We start from the raw sequence: 19,727 nt of genomic DNA on the forward strand, positions 1-19,727 counted from the left end.
TAAAGTTTAATTATAAATTTTTCAATTTGGAGATATAAATATGAGAAAAAATAAAAAATTGATTTTGCTTTTATCATCTTCATTATCTGTTTCAAGTTTAATTTTGACTCTTTCAGCAAATTATTCAAAACAAGATGTGAATATTGCAATTAATGATGTTGATTATGTGTTTGATAAAGTTAACTCTAATATTTCAGATGATATTTGAACAGGTTATAATAATTATAGCGATGGCACACTTCATAGGTGATACAACTCTTTAGATTCAAAAGGAGTAACTAATTTAAGTCAAACTGGAAATAATAAGCTTAAATGAAGTGCAACTGGTGATGCATGATATAGATTATTCGATGCTTCAACCCCAGGTTTACCAGCAAATATTAATCAAACCAATTGAAATGGTGGTGGTTTTGCTAATGAAATTGGTCATATGTATTCTTGAGAAAGAGATGGTGCCTCATCTTCATTACCTGATGGTACCGGTTCTTGATGAAATGGAAATGGATTTAATCCATTAACTAATAGTAAAAAAATTAAAGTTGGTATTAACTTAACTAATGCCGATACAAATAATGACTTTTTTACTGCTGGAATTTACTTTTCGGACGATATTAGATTAGTTGGTAATATCAAAATTCACTTATTTGTTAAACAAGATAGTAGCAGTGTTAATATTGATCAAACTGAAGGTAAATTAACTACATATACTATAAATATCAATGATGATCCAAAAGCTAATATTGGCACAATGGAAATAAGCCCATGAATAGGTAAAACGCAACAAGTAACTAGCACAGGGAAATCAGTTAGTACAACTATAAACGGTAAGTCAAAAATGGCTTACATTAGTGACTATGCCTATTTACCATACTACGATCATATTCCTGATGAATACGAAAATAATATGTCAGATACAAATAGAAATCAAAGAAACTGATGACAAAACACTAGACAACAAGGAAGTAATGAACTTTATGATGTTTTAATTAGAGGTTATACTCCACAATCAGTAAGAAATTCTAATTTTTCTTTCACAACCAATAAATATAATCAAGTTGCTTTTGGTTTATTTCAACACTCAATAATTAGAAATAGTACTCCTATTATTACTAAAAATAATATAACTCAAAATCAAGGGGGATTATTTGTTTTTAGAGTTAATACAAGTACATCACATAATGAAATTGTTGCAGGGGCTGTAGTTGAATTAGAAATGAAACCATTTAATAATTCAACTGAACCTTTTAATCAATTATATGCTGGTAATACTGGTTCTACCACTGGAAGTAAAACATATTTTGGAGTTTCAGAATATAGAAATTTAAATAGTAGAGATGATTACAAGGTTATTGGTGGATTTATGAAAATGGCTGATCGGAAACAGTCATATTTAAAGAAATTTAATACTGAAGAAAAAGTACAAGATAATCTTGAATTTTACAATCAAGCAACTGATGGAATTCCACAAGCTAATTTATCTATTTCTGAAATCGGAAATAGTTCTTTTGCATACAATATAGACAAAAATGGTGTTTCTAATGACAACAAAAATGTAATTAGAACAAGAAATATTTATCAAGATTATAAAAGTTATAATAACTTATCTAATTTACGTTTAAACGCTTCTTTTGCTAATGGTGTTGATAGACAAAAATGAAGAATGATTACTAAATCTACGACAGTTTCTGCTTCAACCACTTTTGGAAGAGAATATCTTGATTTTGCACCAATTGAATACACCTTTACAGATTTAGAATATCTTAAAAGATATATTCAATCTAAAAAATGATTAACTAAAGGTGAAAAAGACGCTTTAACTAGATATGTTGAAGCCGATACTTCTTTTAATATAGGTAATGAATTTACAGATGCTACAGCTAAAAATAGTTGAAAAACCAAAATTGATACAATCGATGATTTACAAAAATCAATAGAAGAAAAATATAAAGACATTCGTGAATTCGCACTTGGTGCTGAAATTTATGATAAAAATTGAAATCCGATTGCCACAAATAAAATGATTTATGCTTTAGCCGATCTTTCAGTTAAAAATAGTTTAAAAGATTTTACCAATACGAATTCTGACATTATTAAACTTAAATCTAGTGAATATAATGACGATACCAATGCTCAAGATAGAAGCACTTCAACTAAATATGACACTGCAGAATCTTTCGATTATTTAACTAAAATTCTTCAAACAATTAAAAAAGTTTTAACTGATAAATTTGATGCAATTAAAACTTCGGGTAAAAATAATTTGGATTCGATTTATGCTAAATTAAATGATTTTTCAATCACGCAAGCCAATTCACAAACTTATCCAAATAACAATTCAAAAGCAGCTAATTTACTAACTAATAATTTGATTCAAAATGTAATTAATCCTTTAACAAATTATGAACAAGTTCAGGCTTTTGATTCAGCAAATTCAGAATCTTATAAATCTAAGATTAAAAATGTTCTAGATAGCATTAAAAATTTAAATGATTTGGAAGCAGAAAAAGATAATTTAAAAACCCAAATTATTAAAGAACAAAAAGCACAAAACGATTTTAATCATTATGGCGTATTTACTAGATCAACCAACAGTATTAATTTAAATTCTTTTGATACTTTTGATGCTAATCTTAAGGATGCGGCCAATAAAACTATTGATAATATTTTTGATTCAACTCAAACTTTAAACACTTTTTATACTAATGGCAATAACACTTTACAACAAAATTGAATCAACAAATTAACTGGTGATGAAATTAATGGAGCCTTACAAGAATTCAAAAAAGAAATTAATAATTTTAGTTTTTTAAATGGCGATGAGACTAGTGGGGAAAAATTTAATATTATTAATAATTTAGAAGTTCAATTGGGTTGAAATGGACCTTTTACATATAACACTAAAACCAAAACTTTAGCCATTAATACAAGCTATTATTCAACCATTGATCAAGCAATGCAATCAGCTTTTAGTACTGCTAAAAATAATGCTAAAACTAAAATTAACAATCTTTCATTTTTAAGCCAAGCAGAAAAAAATAATGTTAATCAATTAATTGATCAAGCACAACTATATAAAGACACTTATGTACCAAACGAGGACTATTCAAATAAAGTATTAATAGGTTCAGATAAAAACATTAAAACCATTGCTGATAAATGAACTGATATTAATACAGAACGTGAAAAAATTAAAGACTACACTGCTACTTTTGACTATCCAGATAAAAGTATTAATCCAACCACAGCAGATCAAAATTTAATTACTACTCAAAGCGTTAGACCAAATGACCAAGGTGTTGAAACGAAGATTATTAACATTCAAGGTAATGATGATGCTGGTACTTTAGTAGTTACATACAAAATCCTTAAGTCTAGCGATAAAGATAATATTTATACAGAAAATAAAACCTACACAATTACAGGTTTTAGTGACGAACAAACTAGAATTGCTGATTTAAGTGCAACTCCTGAATATAAGGATAAAGCTCAAAAAGTTAATATTCAAGCTTCAACAGTTGTCAAAGCAAATAATTCAAGTGTTGACATTGTATGGGAATTACCAACTAATACTAAAATTTATGCAAATAGTGTTAGATATCTTGGTTATAACGATATAACTGGCAAAATTAAAATTACTTATAAATTACAATCAACTAAAAATACAAATGCTATTTCTGATGAAAAGACTGCAGAAATAACTGGCTTTCAAAATGAAATAACTAGATTAAATAATTTAGTAAATCAAGATTCTAATACAAATAAAATTACTAATATTACAATCGTTTCTAATCCAATTAAACGTGCTTCGGATTCAATATTAAATACTGATTATAATGTTAATTTAATTGATTCAAATTTTGCTAATACTAATCAAATTAGTTTAACAAATGTCAATCAAACTGCAACTGATGATGTTTCTGGTTCAGTGACTTATACATATAAATTTAAAACTACAAGATCAGCAAGTGATCTTGTAACAATTGAAGGACAAACTGTAAATAATAACAATATTTATAGTAATGTAACTAATCCTCAAACTAGAACTGGTTTCTTAACTCAAGCGCAATATGAACAAAATCAAAGAGATGCGGCAAAAAAAGCAATTGATAATTATCAATATTTAAATAATGCACAAAAAAATGCTATTAAAGAAGCAATCCAAAATGCTCCAATTGATCAATTAGACCAAAAAGTTGCTGATGCAAATGATTTAAATAATGCAATGAAAGCTTACATTGAGTCAACTAATAACATTGATACAATTAAACAAGGAATTGATTATACTCAAGCAGATAATCAAAGTGCTTTAGATAATGCTGTAAATCAACAAAAAACTGATGTTAATAAAACACAAGGATCTAATTTATCATTAACAGAAGTAAAACAAAGAACTAAAACAATTCAAGATGCAATTACTAATTTAAATGGTGAAGAAAGATTACAAAAAGCTAAAGATGATGCCATAGCTAAAATTAATTCAGATTATTCATCACTAACTGAAAAACAAAAGGCAAAAGCAATTGAATTAATTAAGTCACAAAATACTATTGCTGGTGTTAATACTCAAGATGCTAATAACAGTGCTTTAAATGCATCAATGAAAACTTTGCGTGACTTTATAACAAATCAAAATAATATTGTTACAGGAAATAATTACCTTTATACAACAGATGCTTTAAGATCTGCTTATGACGGCAATCCTGCTAAAAATAATAACCAAAAAGGTGGGGTAATTAAGGAAGCAGAAGATTTATTAACTAATTTAAATACTGATAACAATAATGATTTAATGAATAAAACTAATGTTGATTCATTAAATACTAAAATTCAAAATGCAATTAATAACTTAAATGGTCAACAACGTTATGATGCTGAATTAGCTAGATTAAATTCATTGCAAAGTGCTAGTGCAAAAGTCAAGGATAGTGCACAAAGCTCAAAAACTGCAAGTGAGATTGTTAAAGATGATATTGAATTTAATACCTCTACAATTCCTGCAGATGTAAAACCAGTTAATTTAGATATTTCAAATCAAAATGAAGTAACAGGTAAATTAGACTTAAGCTATAAATATCAATCAACTAAAGAGAATATGGAAACTCTTCAATCTAATACTACTTATACATTAAGTGGAAATAATGCTTTAAGCACTTTAACAGAAGAAGCAAGATTAAATCAATTAATAGATGATAATAATATTGCAAAAACTATTAATTTTAACGGAACTAAAAATCAAAATGCTATTGAAGACTTAGCTAAAACACAATTCAATGGTACATTAGCTAATAGTGAAAACAATAAAGCTCAAATTGTAATTGATTCTATTGCACCTGATCCAACTGATGAGCATGCTGTAATTGTAACTTACAAATTGCAATCAACTAAAGATAATTTAAATAATCAAACTATTGTTTCAAAAACTGCTCAAACTAAAATAACTGGGTTTATGAGCGATAAAGAAAAAGAACAAAATACCATTAATAGCTATAATGATGCTAATTTTGTAGGTACACCAAATAGCACAAAATTAGCTTCATCATTTGTCGCATTACCGAAAAATGTAAATATTACTTTTGCAACAAATGATAATGCAAATCATGCAAATGAAACTATTGAAATTCAATCAGTTAAATCATGAGATGATGTTAATGGTACATTAACTGCTGTTTTTGTAGTTAAAAGCAACAAACATGGTGAAGAATTAACTTCTACAGAAAAAGAAATTACTATTACTGGTTATTTCACAGAAGAACAAAGATTAAATAATTTAATTGACAATAAAGACAAAGAATTTAACTTTAGTGGCACAAAAGCTAAAGATAAAACTACTGTTGATGAAGTTACTAAAGATAATCTTTCAGGTTATTTAGCAGAACAATTAAATGGTCAATTAACTAATATTAATAATCAAAATAATGTTGAATTAGTAATTGATTCTATTTCAGAAACAAACCCTGATGGTAGCGTTAAATTTACTTATCACTTAAAATCAACTAGAACTGATATTGCCAATAATACTGTAGTTTCTAAAACTTTAAGTACTACAATGTCTGGATTCCAAAGCAATATAAGTCGTGAAAAAGCTAATTTAGATGCCAAAACTGATGCTGATTTAGATGTAGTTATTGATAAAACTCAAATGGCTTCAAGTTTCAAACCAAATCAAATTCAATTAAATCCTAAAGATAATACTATTAGTGTTGTTAATAAAACAATTACAGGTTACAATGATGTAATTGGAGCAATTAAACTTACTTATAAACTAAAAAGTAATAAAAATGGTCAAGATGTTTATTCTGAACCAAAAGAAATTATTATTACTGGACTTAAAACTGAAGCACAAAGATTAAATGAAATTTTAAATAACTTAGTTGAAGGTGATATTACTTTCAGCGGAACTAAAAATAATCAATTACCTTCAGTTAATCCAGCTAATGACAAAGCTAACTATTCATATGATGCAACTAAACAAAAGACAAATAAAGCTAGTGCATTTATTAATTCAATTACACCAGATGATTCAACTGGTCAAAATACATTAAACTTAAAATTAGTAACAAGTAAAACTCAAAATGAATTAATTTCAAATTGAAATGTAACTAATTATGAAGCACCAGAAAGTCAAAACAAAGACTTAGTAATTACTGGTTTTAGAACACAAGCTCAACAAAACAAAATTGATCAAGATGCTGAAAAAGCAAGATTAACCAATTTAGTTGCTAATACAGAAATTACTTATCCAAATAGTAAACAAATTTTAGCTTCAAGTTCAGCAGTTAGTGGAATACATAAAGTTATCAATTCAACCGATAATAACGCAGAAATTATTATTCAAAATATTACTGATAAAAATGATTTAGATGGTGCAATTACAGTAGCTTATGTAATTCATAGTACTAAAGGTGGAATTTACAAAAATGTAAACACTAATGTACAAACTGTTGTTTTAAATAACTTTAAAACTGAACAACAAAGATTGGATGCTTTATTTACCAATAATCAAGCGGATGCTTCATTAACCGGAATTGCTAGCGCTGATTATTCTAAATATTTACCACAAGAAGCATTAGATCATTTAACTTTAACTTTGAATAACTTAGAAAATGCCAGAGTAGAAATTGTTTCCAAAGTAGCTAATAATCAAACTAATAGCATTGATTATAAATATCGTTTAGTTTCAACTAGAGGAGTGGTTAGTGGCCATGATCTAAATACTGTTACATCCACAGAAACTAAATCAGGATCATTAAAAGGTTTCAAAACTTTAGTACAAGCTGAAAAAGAAAGATTAGATAATATCAATCCTGATGATAAAAATGATGGTTATACTCATACAATAAATTATTCTAATAGGGATCAAATTTTATCTTCAAAAGTTAAGATTAGTGACTCTAATTGAACTTGAGAAATTTCTCCCACTAGTGACCATACTTTTAGTGATCAAAAAATCATTGCTTATGATGATATCACTGGTAAATTAAGAGTAAGATACAAATTACAATCAACTAAAGAAGGTTTAACAGATGTTAAATCAGACTATAAATATGTAACTTTAACAGGTTTTAAAACTGAATTAGATAGATTAAATGATTTAGTAGTTCAACAAAATCAACCCGTTTCAATTGCTGCTAAAGAAGATAGAAAAAATGAAGGAGCTAATGAGAAAAAAGCTTCACAATTAACTTCAGATGACTTTAATGTTGAATTAACTCAATATGGTCAGGGGCAAAATGTACAAATAGAAACTATTTTAGATACACAAAATGCTAATGATGAAACCGGAACAATTGACTTAGGATATAAATTAATTTCAACTCGTCCATTAGAAGGACAAAATGGTTTAATTGCTGGTGATTGAACAGATGCTCCATCTACAGCACCTGTAATTAAATCGAACACTTCAAATCCATTATTAAGTTTTACAGGTTATGTAACTAATGATGAGGAAGAAGAAAATAGAATTGAAAGATTAATTCCAGACTTGGTAATCGACTATCCAAACAAACAAAATTATTTACCTGACTTTAATATAACCGATGTTGTATCAAACAATGTTCAAGTCAAATTAAGTGATAACCGTGAATTGAATGAAGCGCAAATAGCACTTAAAACTGGTTCAATGCAAATTCTTAGTCGTGATGATAGAAAAGGTGAAATTACTGTTAGCTATACTTTAGTATCTCAATCAAGAAACAATGTTGAAATTGTAATTAATCAAACCAGAAGTAAAAATGCTAATACTATTAAAGGCTTTAAAACTGAATTACAAAGATTACAAACTTTAAATTATGATTGAGCCAATACAATTGCAAATAAAGCTAATATTAGTCCTTCTGATGTTATTTTAAATAACATCACACCTTATGCAACTGATAACGATCAAGCAAAAGATATAACAATTACTGGTTTTGATGATAGAAATGGTACATTGGATATTCAATATAATATTTATTCAAAACGTACTGATTTAACTGATATTTATGTAGTTAATAAAACTGCGCAAATTACTGGTTTACAAACTGAATTACAAAGATTAAATGCTTTAGTTGATAATGATCAAGTATCTAAAACAATTAATTATGTAGCAAATGATAAAGCACAAATCAAAGCAAGTTCATTAGTTAATAAAAAAGCTGAAGTACTTGCAAACAATGATAATTCATACTTTACAACCTTAATTCAAGATCCAGCTACTTCAAAAGCGAAAATTATTATTAAAGATATTACTGCTGATGATGAAACAGGTCAATTAACTGTTAAATATGTATTGCAGTCAACCAAAGATAATTTAACCGATATTAATTCAGATACTGAAAATACAGTTACAATTTCTGGATTCTTAACTAATTTACAAGAAGCTAAAAATAATTTAAAAGCTGAAATTGATGAATTAGTACAAAATAATAAATTAACTAGCGAACAAGCACAAGCACTTAAAGATAAAATTAATAGTACCGATACTGATTCTATTGATAAAGTTAACAAAATCAAATTAGAAGTAGATAAGCAAGTTTTAGTTAATGAAGTAGAAAAAGATTTTGTTCACTTAAACAAAGCACAATTAACTGATGTAATTAATAAAATTAAAACTGCTGAAAACTTAGATAAGGCAAATGAAGCTAAAAATGATGGTCAAACATTAGATGATAAAATGGCTAAATTAGATGAAATAGTTAAAAACTATGAAGCTAAAAAACCATTAGATAAATATACCCATGCTTCAGAAACACCTAAAAATACTTTTGACAAAGTAATTGAAGATGCTAAAAAATTATTAGATAAAACTAATACTACCGATTTAGGTACAGATAATTTAGATAATTGAATTGGTAATGAGGAAACTAACACTAAAGGTGAAATTCAAACCAAATATGAAGCTTTAGATGGTGATATTCAAAAAACTATTCAAGAAGTAACTAATAATGAATACTTATCTCCAAAACAAAAAGAAGATTTAATTAATAAACTTAATTCATTAGATCCTAATACTTTAGAAAAAGCTAATGATGATGGTACTAAATTAACTTTAAATGATATTAAAGATGAAATTGCTCAAATTGAAGCTCTTAAAAAAGAAGCAATTAATCGAATTAAAGCATATGAAAACTTGAATCAACAACAAAAAGATGCATATATTAATCAAATTAAATCAAGCGATAACGATCAATTAGAAACCATTGAAAATAATGCAACTGCTTTAGATAACAAAATGCTTGAGTTAAAACAAGCAATTGAAAATGTTAAAGATGTACCTAATTCAAGTGCATATCAAAACGCAGATCAAAATAATAAAGATGCTTTTGATAATGCATTAAATGTTGCAAACAAAATTAAAAACGGTAAAGAAAACACTTATCCAAGTGATACATTTAATTACAATGCAAATTTAGATGCAGTACAAAAAGCAATTGATGGTCTTAAATTAGCTAATACCAATATTAATCGTGATGAAGCTCTTAAATATGTTGATAATGCACCATATTTAAGTGCAGACGAGAAAGCAACATTTAAAGAACAACTTAACCAAAATCCAATCACAGATGAAACTATCGCGAAATTAAAAGAGCAAGCACAAATTATTAATAATGCTAAAAAAGTTTATGTAGATCAAATTAAAGCAATTGATAATAATGATTTAGATCAAAATAATAAAGATGAATATATTAATCAAATCATTAATAAAGAAATGACATTGGATGAAAATAATGTAATTACTAATCCAGAGGAATTTAGCAAAATTGTTTTTGATGCACAAAAAGAAGCTTTAATTAATAAATTAGAAAATAATGTAAATCAGCCTGATTTACCAAATATTCTTAATCCAAAACAATTAACTGAAGCTAAAGAAGCAATTAATAATGCAACTGATTTAGCAGAAGCACAAAAAGCTTATGAAGATGCAATTAATTTAAGTAAAAAAATGGCAGCTTTAGATGAATTAGTAAAAAACTATGAAAAATCAATTGCTGATCCAAATAACACAAAATACAATAAAGCTGATAATAAAGAACAATTTGATAATAAATTAACTGAAGCTAAAAAATTATTAACATCAGATTCAGATAATGGAGTTGATAATAAGTTATTGGAAGATTTATTATCAAATAATGACAAATCATTACAGCACTCATATGAAGAGTTAAATGGTTTAGAAAATGATTTAATTGAACAAATTAATAATTCAGAAGTTTTATCACCAAATGAAAAAACTGATTTAATAACCCAAGTAAATAACATTGATAAACATAATGATGAAGCAGGCCAAGTAGAAACATTGCAAGATAAACTTAATAAATTAATTGCTGATAAAAACAATAATATTAAAGCTATTCAAAACCTTGAAAATCTTAATCAAAGTCAAAAAGATGATTTAATTAACAGAATTAAAAATAATGACTTGGCTGATAACCCATCAATTTTAGACGAAGCTCAAAATCTTGATAATAAGATGAAAGAGTTAAAAGATGAAATTGCAAAAGAAAACATAATTAAAGGTTTAAGCCACTATAACAAAGCATCTGAAGAAAAACGTAATAACTACGAAAATGCTTTAAATAATGCTAAAAAATTAGTTAATAATGAAACTCCAAATGGTTATAATAGTGCAAATACTTCAATTGCTGAAACTCAAGAAATTTTAGATAAACTTAAACAAGCTTTCAAAGCAATTGATGATGAAGCTAAGAAAATTAATGATTTATATGATAAGTTAAATGCCAAAATTATTGAATATCAAAAAGATGTTGATAATAAAGAATTGCCAAAAGAAATTCAAGACATTTTAGATGAATTGGTTAATTATGGCGAAGATGTTAATGGCATTAATAAATTGATCGAATTAATTAAGCAAGGTAAATTGCTTAAATCATTACACGAACAATGAAATAATTCAGATTTTAAAAATCCTGATACTGAAAAAGCAATTCAAGACTTAAATGATAAAATCAATTCAATTACTGAATTAATTAATTCAGTTGAATCAAGCAATTTAAATAGTAAATTAGATACAAGCAAAGATTTTGTTCTAAATCACAATCAATATAATCTAAACTTTGCAGAAGCTGAAATAAGTTATTTTGATGCTCTTAAAAATGTTGATAAAACTAAATTTATTGATGCAACTAATAAGTTAGAACAATTAGAACAAGCTAAGTTTGTTGAATTTGCTAATAGCATTTTAAATACTTCATATTTTGATACTTATAAACCAGAAAGTAATTTAAATAAAAAATTAATTAAAGAATTATTAAAACTTAATTATGATCCATTAAATAAAATTGAAAAATCATTATTCGAAACACTATTAAAAGAAAAAGCAGGTGTTGAAGAAAAATTAAGTTGACTTTGATATTTAGCTTTAGGTTTAAGCACAACTCTTGCAGCTATAATGATTGGCGTTTTAGTTAAAAAAGTAAAAAATAATTCTTAATTTTAAATTAAAAAATATGGAATTTGTGTTCCATATTTTTATTTATTTTAAAAATGTTTAAAATCTTGAGTTTCGAAGTCGAGAGCAATTTTGCAATAAACTTTAGATAAAGTAAAAAGAAAAAACCTTATAGATAGAATTAATAAAAAATCAATTGGTAGAACAATATACTTAAGCTATTTAGTTCCAGAATACAAAAGGAAATATATCGATGTAGATGTTGTCACATTTGGAAGATTAAACTATGACAAAATAAAGAAAATAGCTGATCAAGATGTATTTTATATGATAGAAACAAATATCCTTGATTTATCAGCAGAAAAAGCAAATGAAATTTATAGACAACAAAGAAAAATAGAAGAGGGTTTTCGTGTTTTAAAATCATCACTTGAAATTGGACCTATTTTCGTTCATAAAGAAGAACATATTCTAACGCATGTATTTTTATGTTTCTTATCTCTTGTTGTTCTAAAATATTCAATCTTTAAACTGAAAAAATTATATGAAACAAATGGAGAAATTCAGAAAATTTCAATTAACAAATTTATAGATGGTTTAAAACTTATAACTGTTACTCAAAAAATAGTAAATGATGAAGTAGTATCGTAAATTACAAATAATTTAGATCCATCACACAAAGAGTTAAACAAAATATATAGTGATTTTTACAACATACTAGAGAAATAGCTCTAGTAATTTTTAAGACAAAAAACGAATACAACTATATGGTAGATGTATTCGTTTTTTATAAAGTTCTAACTTGGAAACTCAGGAATAAATATTAATTATCCATTGAATTGATTAAATCTGAAATTTTCTTTGCCGCAATGGCACCATCATTTGCAGCTGTTACAATTTGACGAATTTCTTTGACTCTTATATCGCCAGCTGCAAAAATACCTTCTATTTTAGTTTGCATCTCTTCATCAGTAATTATAAATCCTTTTTCGTTTGTAATGCCAAGGTCTTTAATAAAATCAGCATTAGGGATCATTCCAATGTAACTAAAGAATGAAGCAATGTCAATAGTGTGCTCATTACCATCTTTATCAACAATAATCGCTTTTTCTAATTGCTCTGCACCTTGTAATTCTTTTACTGTTGATTCATAATATACTTTAACATTTGGTAATTTTAATAAATCATTTACAAGTCTTTTTTCAGCTGTAAATTCAGGTTCTTTAGTTACAATATGTACTTCTGATGCTATTTTAGAAAGGTAGATAGATTCTTCAACTGCTGAATTTCCACCTCCTAAAACAAGAGTTGGATTGTGTCCAAAAAGTGGTCCATCACAAATAGCGCAAAAACTCACACCCTTTGATAAGTAATTATTAAAGTTGTTAATAAAGCTTGGCACTCTATTTTGCATTCCTGAAGCAATAATGACTGTTTTTGCTTCTACAACTTCACCGTTTTGTAAAATTACTTGTTTGTGAAATTTGCTAAGGTTTTTAAGTTCTACTACATTTCCATATTTGTATTCTGCACCATATTTTTTAGAATGTTCAAAAAAGTTTAAAGCAAGTTGTCAACCTTCGATTGTTTCAGTTCCAATTCAGTTATCTACTTTGCTTGTTGAAGAAAGTTTCCCACCAGGAGCTCCTTTTTCAATAAAAACTACATTCAAATTAGCTCTTGATGCATATAAAGCGGCATTTAACCCTGCAGGTCCACCACCAATTATTGCTATATCATATAATTTACTCATTTTTATTCTCCTTAATTTTAATAAAAAGAAATTAACAAATTTAAATGTTAATTTCTTTTGAATTTTGCAAAAACTGAACTAAATACATTGCTGATTTGAGTTTTATTGACTCATTTTTCATATTTAGCTGGATTTTGATATTCATAGTGGAAGTAGTATTTTGTTCAAGTTTTAATGTAATTTACTCTTGAGAAGAACTCAAAGTAAACAATAATTAAAAGACCTAAGATAATAAATCCAATTGCCACATTTGAATAAAGTGAATATGATTCTTGACGAAGCGGTTCCATTGCTAAACGTAAAAGACCATATCATGTAAAGTACATCCCTGAAGTAGTTCCAGGTCTAAAAATTCCAAATAAATTAAACACTCACACTATTATTAAGTAAGCAACTAAGTTTCCAAGTCCTTCATATAAGAAAAGAGGGTATCTATAAGCCCCTTCAAGTCCTAATGAAGTTGTATATGAATCGGAAATATACATATTTGAGGCAAATGATTGACCAAAGACTAAAACACTATTTCCGCTTCAATCAATTTTTCCATAAACCTCGTGGTTAGCATAGTTTCCTCAACGACCTACAAATTGTCCAATTAAAATTGTTGGGATAATAAACGAAATAACTTTTCTAAAATCAATTTCATTTCTTTGAGAATAAGCATACATAATATCAAAGAAAGCAGCTACTAAAACTCCTCCTTGGATACTAAGTCCACCTTCTCAAATTTTTCATCAAGCTGAGCCAGCGAAAGGATTATCGCTATAAATTAATTCCTCGACAACATATCCCAAACGAGCACCAATAATTGAGGTAGGGATAGTAATGATTATAAAAGTCATCAAGATTTCATTTTTATACTTTTCACGATTTCAAAAGAAAACAATCGATAAAATTGAACATAAAATCCCAAGCATAATCATTAATGAATATAGTTGAAATGAGAATGAACCAATAGTAAAAAGTGGTTTCGCTTGACCAGCATTAAAAGCAACTTCTGGCACTCACGAAGGTACTGCTTGTGTGTTCATTAATTATCTCCTTCCATTCTTCTACGTTCCATTTCTTCAAGCACATTAAGTCCATCATGTCTTGATAAGTAGGTACTTACAGCCGCTTCAATTAATGAAGCAACTGATCCACCTTCTTTGATTGGAACCATAATTTTTTTAATACTACGATTAAGCACAGGATATTTTAAAATCTCAATGCCAAGACGATCTAGATCATTTTGACGATCTTTTTTAACAAGTTCAACTACTAAGTTAATTTGACATGATGAAGCAACCGATCTAATTCCGTAGGTATATTTAACATCAATAATTCCAATCCCTCTAACTTCAAGCATATTACGAGTAATTTTTGGAGATCTACCAATAAACATATTTCCCACGTTTTTAATGATAACTGAATCATCACTGATTAAAATATGACCTTTTTGGACAAGCTCAAGAGCTGCTTCACTTTTTCCAACTCCACTATCACCAACAATCATAACTCCAACCCCACCAACAAGAACAAGGCAACCATGCACTTGTGCTTCTTCTGAGAAGAAATTATTTAAAAATAAACTAAAATCAACCGAAATTTGAGATGTTGACGAATTCATATGTGCTACTGGTACTTTATACATATCAGCTACTTCAATAATTCATTCAAGCACCTCTTCATCCACTCCTTTTGATAAAAGTAAAAGTGGTGGTTGGTGTTGAAGTACGTGATGAATTGAAGCTTGAGCTTGTGTTTTACCTAAATTTTTAAATCAGTAGTTTTCACTAGTTCCTCAAACAATAACGTTCATGTTGATTCTACCATTTGAGATTTTTTCAGCAAGCTCAAGACCTGCCCGTTTAATAGTAGGAACCAAAATGTCATTATAATTAAGTTCTTTAGTAGTGTTGACTAATTTGAGTTCAAAGAAATTAATAACTTCTTTTACATTAACTTTTGTTTTAATCATTCTAACCTCTATATTTTCTTTTATCAATTATAAACTTTTTTAAGCCATAATTTTTTTAAGAAACATACCTGTGTAACTACCTTCAATATTAGATACTTGCTCTGGTGTTCCGCTAGCTACAATTAACCCACCATTAACACCACCATCAGGTCCTAGATCAATTAAATAATCACAAGATTTAATCACATCTAAATTATGCTCAATTACTAAAACAGTATCTCCATTATCAACAATCCGGTTAAGAATTTTTAAAAGTTTCTTAACATCGTGAGTATGAAGTCCAGTGGTTGGCTCATCAAGCACATAAATTATTTTACCAGTAGGTTTTTTCTGTAAGAAAGTGGCAAGCTTAATTCTTTGTGCTTCTCCACCACTAAGTGTTGTAGACATTTGACCTAATTTAATATATCCAAGTCCTACATCTGCAAGGATTTGTAATTTTTCAATAATTTTTACTCTGTTTTGGAAAAACTCTAAAGCTTCATCAACTGTCATTTCTAAAACATCTGAAATATTTTTACCATGATACTTAATTTCAAGTGTTTCACGATTATATCTTGCTCCATCACATTGGTCGCAAGCTACAAAAACATCTGGCAGGAAGTGCATTTCGATTTTTATAAACCCATCACCACTACATTTTTCACATCTACCACCAGGGACATTAAAGCTAAATCTACTTTTGGTATATCCACGCACTCTAGATTCTTCAACTGCCGAGAAAATATCTCTAATATCATCAAATACACCTGTATAAGTAGCTGGATTACTTCTTGGGGTTCTTCCAATTGGAGATTGGCTTACCGGAACAACCTTATCAATTGCTTCAAGCCCTTGAATCGAATCAAAAGCAGCTCTTTTACTATTAAGCCCATCAGCGAGTCCAAGCATTTGTTGAATTCCTTTAACTAAAATTTCATTGACAAGTGTACTTTTACCACTTCCTGAAACTCCAGTTACCCCGACAAATTTACCAAGCGGGATTTTTGCGTCAATTCCTTTAAGGTTGTTTTCTTTAGCATTTTTAATTGTAATTACTTTGCCATTTCCACTTCTACGAGTTTGTGGAACCGGGATAGTTCATTCATGAGATAAGTATTTTCCAGTAATTGAGTTTTCGTTTTTTACAATTTCTTCTAAGCTTCCGCTAGCAACTACTTGTCCACCATCAACTCCAGCTTTAGGACCAATATCAACGATTCAATCAGCTTCATACATTGTATCTTCATCATGTTCAACAACAATTAAAGTATTTCCTAAATCAACCATTTTTCTAAGGGTATGAATTAGTTTTAAGTTATCTTTTTGATGAAGACCAATTGAAGGTTCGTCAAGCACATATAAAACACCAGTTAAATTTGAACCAATTTGAGTTGCAAGTCTAATTCTTTGTGCTTCTCCACCACTAAGAGTTTCAGCGTTTCTTTCTAAAGTTAAATAATCAAGACCTACATTTTTTAAAAATGTTAGCCGATCAGTTAATTCTTTAGTAATTAAAGATGAAATTTGTTTTTCTTGCTCGCTAAAGTTATTGAAAATTGTTTCAAAATTAATAAGAAGATCATTAACAGATAATTTAGTGAATTCATGAATATTTTTGTGATCAATTTTTACTGCAAGTGCATTTTGATTAAGTCTTGCACCCTTGCAAATATGACAAGTGAATGAACCCATATATTTTTTGATTCAGTCCCTAATTCTTTCAGAAGAAGTTTCATAATACATACGTTCAATTTTGGTTAAAATCCCCTCAATTGGTTTGTAACGACGAATAACATTTCCGCTTGAACTAGTCATTTCGTATTCGATATCATCTTTAGAACCGTATTTAATGATTTCAAGCTCATTTTTAGTCATTTCATCAATTGGAGTATGAATTGAAATATTGTAGTGATTTAAAAGAGCTTGGAATTCTTGTCATTCAAGGTTTTGAGTATTAACTGTATTTTCAAAATACTTAATAGCACCTTGTTCAATTGTTCTTCATTTATCTTGGACAACTGCATCAAAATCGGCTTTAAATTCTACACCAAGACCCTTACAGTTTTCACACATTCCAAATGGAGCATTGAAGCTAAAAAGTCTAGTTTCAATTTTTGGAATTGTGAAATCTTTATAAATACATGCATGAGTTTTTGAATAAATTTCAGTTTTTTGCTCATCTAAATTTTCTACTTTTACAAGCCCATTTGCTTTATCAGAAGCAATATCAATAGCTTCAGCAATCCGGTTGTAATTTTCTTCATTTAAAACAACACGGTCAATAACTAAATCAATTGTGTGCTTAATATTTTTTTCAAGGCGAATTGGTTCATCTAAAAGCATAATCTCGCCATCAATTTTGACTCTCAAGTAACCTTCGCTTTTGATTTTATCTAAGAGTTTTTGGTGAGTTCCTTTTTCACCTTCAACAATTGGTGAATAAATAATTAACTTTGAACCTTCTTTAGCTTTGTAAATGCTATTTAAAATATCTTTTGAAGTTTGTGAAGTAATTTCGATGTTGTGATTTGGACAATAAGCTTTCCCAATCCGTGCAAAAAGCAAACGTAAATAATCATAAATTTCAGTTACAGTACCAACTGTTGAACGCGGGTTATTATGCACTGTTTTTTGCTCAATTGAAATAGCTGGTGAAAGTCCTTCAATTGAATCAACATCAGGTTTTTTAGTCCCACCTAAAAACATACGTGCATAACTCGAAAGAGAATCAACATATCTTCTTCTTCCTTCTTCATAAATGGTGTTAAAAGCTAGGGAGCTTTTACCACTTCCGCTTAATCCAGTAAAGACAATTAACTTGTTTTTAGGCAAAGTTAAAGATACATTTTTAAGATTATTTTCTCTTGCCCCTTTAATAATAAGTAAATCTTCTTTTTTCATAAATTCCCTTTATTGTAATTTCAATTAAATAAATTTTAAAATTATACACTATAAAGATAATTCGCATCCATTAAAAGATTCAAGTTTAAAGTCAATATTTTCTAAAAAACTTCATTTTTGGACTAAATTAAAGTCATAAATTAAACTTTTGATATCTTTAGCGGTCCCATCAAGTTTTAAAAAGCTAAAAATTTTGCATCCGTTTTGATAAATAATTTCTTTGTTTGCTTCTTGATTTTTAGCTAACTCTAATTTAATCGCTTCAAATGATGCTTTGTGCTCTTTATTATCAGTTTCTAGTTTTCCATTTTCATTTAAAAATTGAAAAAGCGGAATGCTAAACTCTTTAAGAACCAAATCAAAATTATTGTAAGTTTCAAATTTTGAAACAAGAAGCTTGCTATCAATTTCTAAATTCGTTTTTGAGCTAATTTGCTTAAAAACTTTGATGAAACTTTCATAAATAGAAGCTGGGTTAATAGTTAAAAACAAAATTAAATCTTTGTTTTCTTGAATTTCTGCTGCTGTATAAAACATTAGATACTTGTTTTGCTTTCCTTTCCGTTAATTAATCTTTGTATGTTGGTTCTATGCATAAACACAATTAAAAACGCAACTACTAAGTAAATAAGTAATGAGCTATATCAAGGTGAATATCAATTTGTAAATTGAGTTCCAAAATCAGTTAAAAGATAAGCAAAAGCTCCTACATATAAAATCATAAAAATCCCGCTTACAATACTTGCAAGTGAAACATACTTAGTTTTAAAGTAAATTCCTAAGAAAATAAGTGCTCCAATTGGAAGCAGTAAAATATCAATTGCGATAATAAAACCAATGGTGCAAGCTACCCCCTTGCCCCCTTTGAATTTGAAAAATACTGGTCAAATGTGACCTAAAATGCAACCTAAACCTGCAAGAAGCGGAAGAAAAGTGTAAGTATTTTTTCAAGGAATTAATGCTGAAATTAAAAAGCATAAATAAACTGATGAAAAGGTCTTAGCAACATCAATTAAAAGCACGATTAGAGCAAATTTTTTCCCAAAAACCCTAAGTGAATTAGTTGCTCCACCATTTTGCGAAAAATGGTCTCTAACATCGTTTTTCTTTCAGTATTTTGACAAAATAACTGATGTATTTGCAGAGCCAAATAGGTATCCAAAAAGAAGAAAACTCAGGTTGATTAGAACTACGTAAAAAATTATCATATTTCACCTTTCTTTTACGCTTTTGTGATTAGCATA

At 28.1% G+C, this 19,727-nt stretch carries 7 protein-coding genes and 1 pseudogene; 2 read left to right on the top strand and 6 right to left on the bottom strand.

The features are described from left to right. Positions 1–40: 40 nt before the first annotated feature. Positions 41–11,929 (top strand): lipoprotein 17-related variable surface protein, encoded by an 11,889-nt coding sequence (locus tag EXC51_RS01990; RefSeq protein WP_129620278.1) that lies wholly within the window; start codon positions 41–43, stop codon positions 11,927–11,929. 99 nt (positions 11,930–12,028) lie between these two features. Further along, positions 12,029–12,535: pseudogene (locus EXC51_RS01995) on the top strand (IS1634 family transposase); the annotation flags it as partial. Between the two features lie 175 nt (positions 12,536–12,710). Here EXC51_RS01995 and EXC51_RS02000 read toward each other — a convergent pair. Genes EXC51_RS02000 through plsY form a run of 6 tightly spaced genes read right to left on the bottom strand, consistent with a single transcriptional unit; the run spans position 12,711 to position 19,691 of the window. Beyond that, positions 12,711–13,646: an NAD(P)/FAD-dependent oxidoreductase gene (locus tag EXC51_RS02000; RefSeq protein WP_129620280.1), complete on the bottom strand. Its 936-nt coding sequence runs from the start codon at positions 13,644–13,646 to the stop codon at positions 12,711–12,713. A 41-nt stretch (positions 13,647–13,687) separates the two neighbouring features. After that, on the bottom strand, positions 13,688–14,671 hold the full coding sequence (gene lgt / locus EXC51_RS02005; protein WP_129620281.1) for a prolipoprotein diacylglyceryl transferase: 984 nt from the start codon (positions 14,669–14,671) through the stop codon (positions 13,688–13,690). After that, positions 14,671–15,600: an HPr(Ser) kinase/phosphatase gene (gene hprK, locus EXC51_RS02010; protein ID WP_129620282.1), complete on the bottom strand. Its 930-nt coding sequence runs from the start codon at positions 15,598–15,600 to the stop codon at positions 14,671–14,673. The genes lgt and hprK overlap by 1 nt, the downstream gene beginning before the upstream one ends. Before the next feature lie 39 nt (positions 15,601–15,639). Next, a complete protein-coding gene (uvrA, locus tag EXC51_RS02015; RefSeq protein WP_129620283.1) occupies positions 15,640–18,483 on the bottom strand; it encodes an excinuclease ABC subunit UvrA in 2,844 nt (947 codons plus the stop codon). A gap of 48 nt (positions 18,484–18,531) precedes the next feature. Continuing rightward, the gene (locus tag EXC51_RS02020; protein WP_129620284.1) at positions 18,532–19,020 is read right to left on the bottom strand and encodes a hypothetical protein; all 489 of its coding nucleotides are present in this window, start codon (positions 19,018–19,020) and stop codon (positions 18,532–18,534) included. Next, positions 19,020–19,691, bottom strand: coding sequence for a glycerol-3-phosphate 1-O-acyltransferase PlsY (gene plsY / locus EXC51_RS02025; RefSeq protein ID WP_129620285.1), 672 nt, complete (start codon positions 19,689–19,691; stop codon positions 19,020–19,022). The genes EXC51_RS02020 and plsY overlap by 1 nt, the downstream gene beginning before the upstream one ends. Positions 19,692–19,727: the final 36 nt, after the last annotated feature.

Source organism: Mycoplasmopsis gallinacea (genome assembly GCF_900660495.1).
Taxonomy (GTDB): domain Bacteria; phylum Bacillota_I; class Bacilli_A; order Mycoplasmatales; family Metamycoplasmataceae; genus Mycoplasmopsis; species Mycoplasmopsis gallinacea.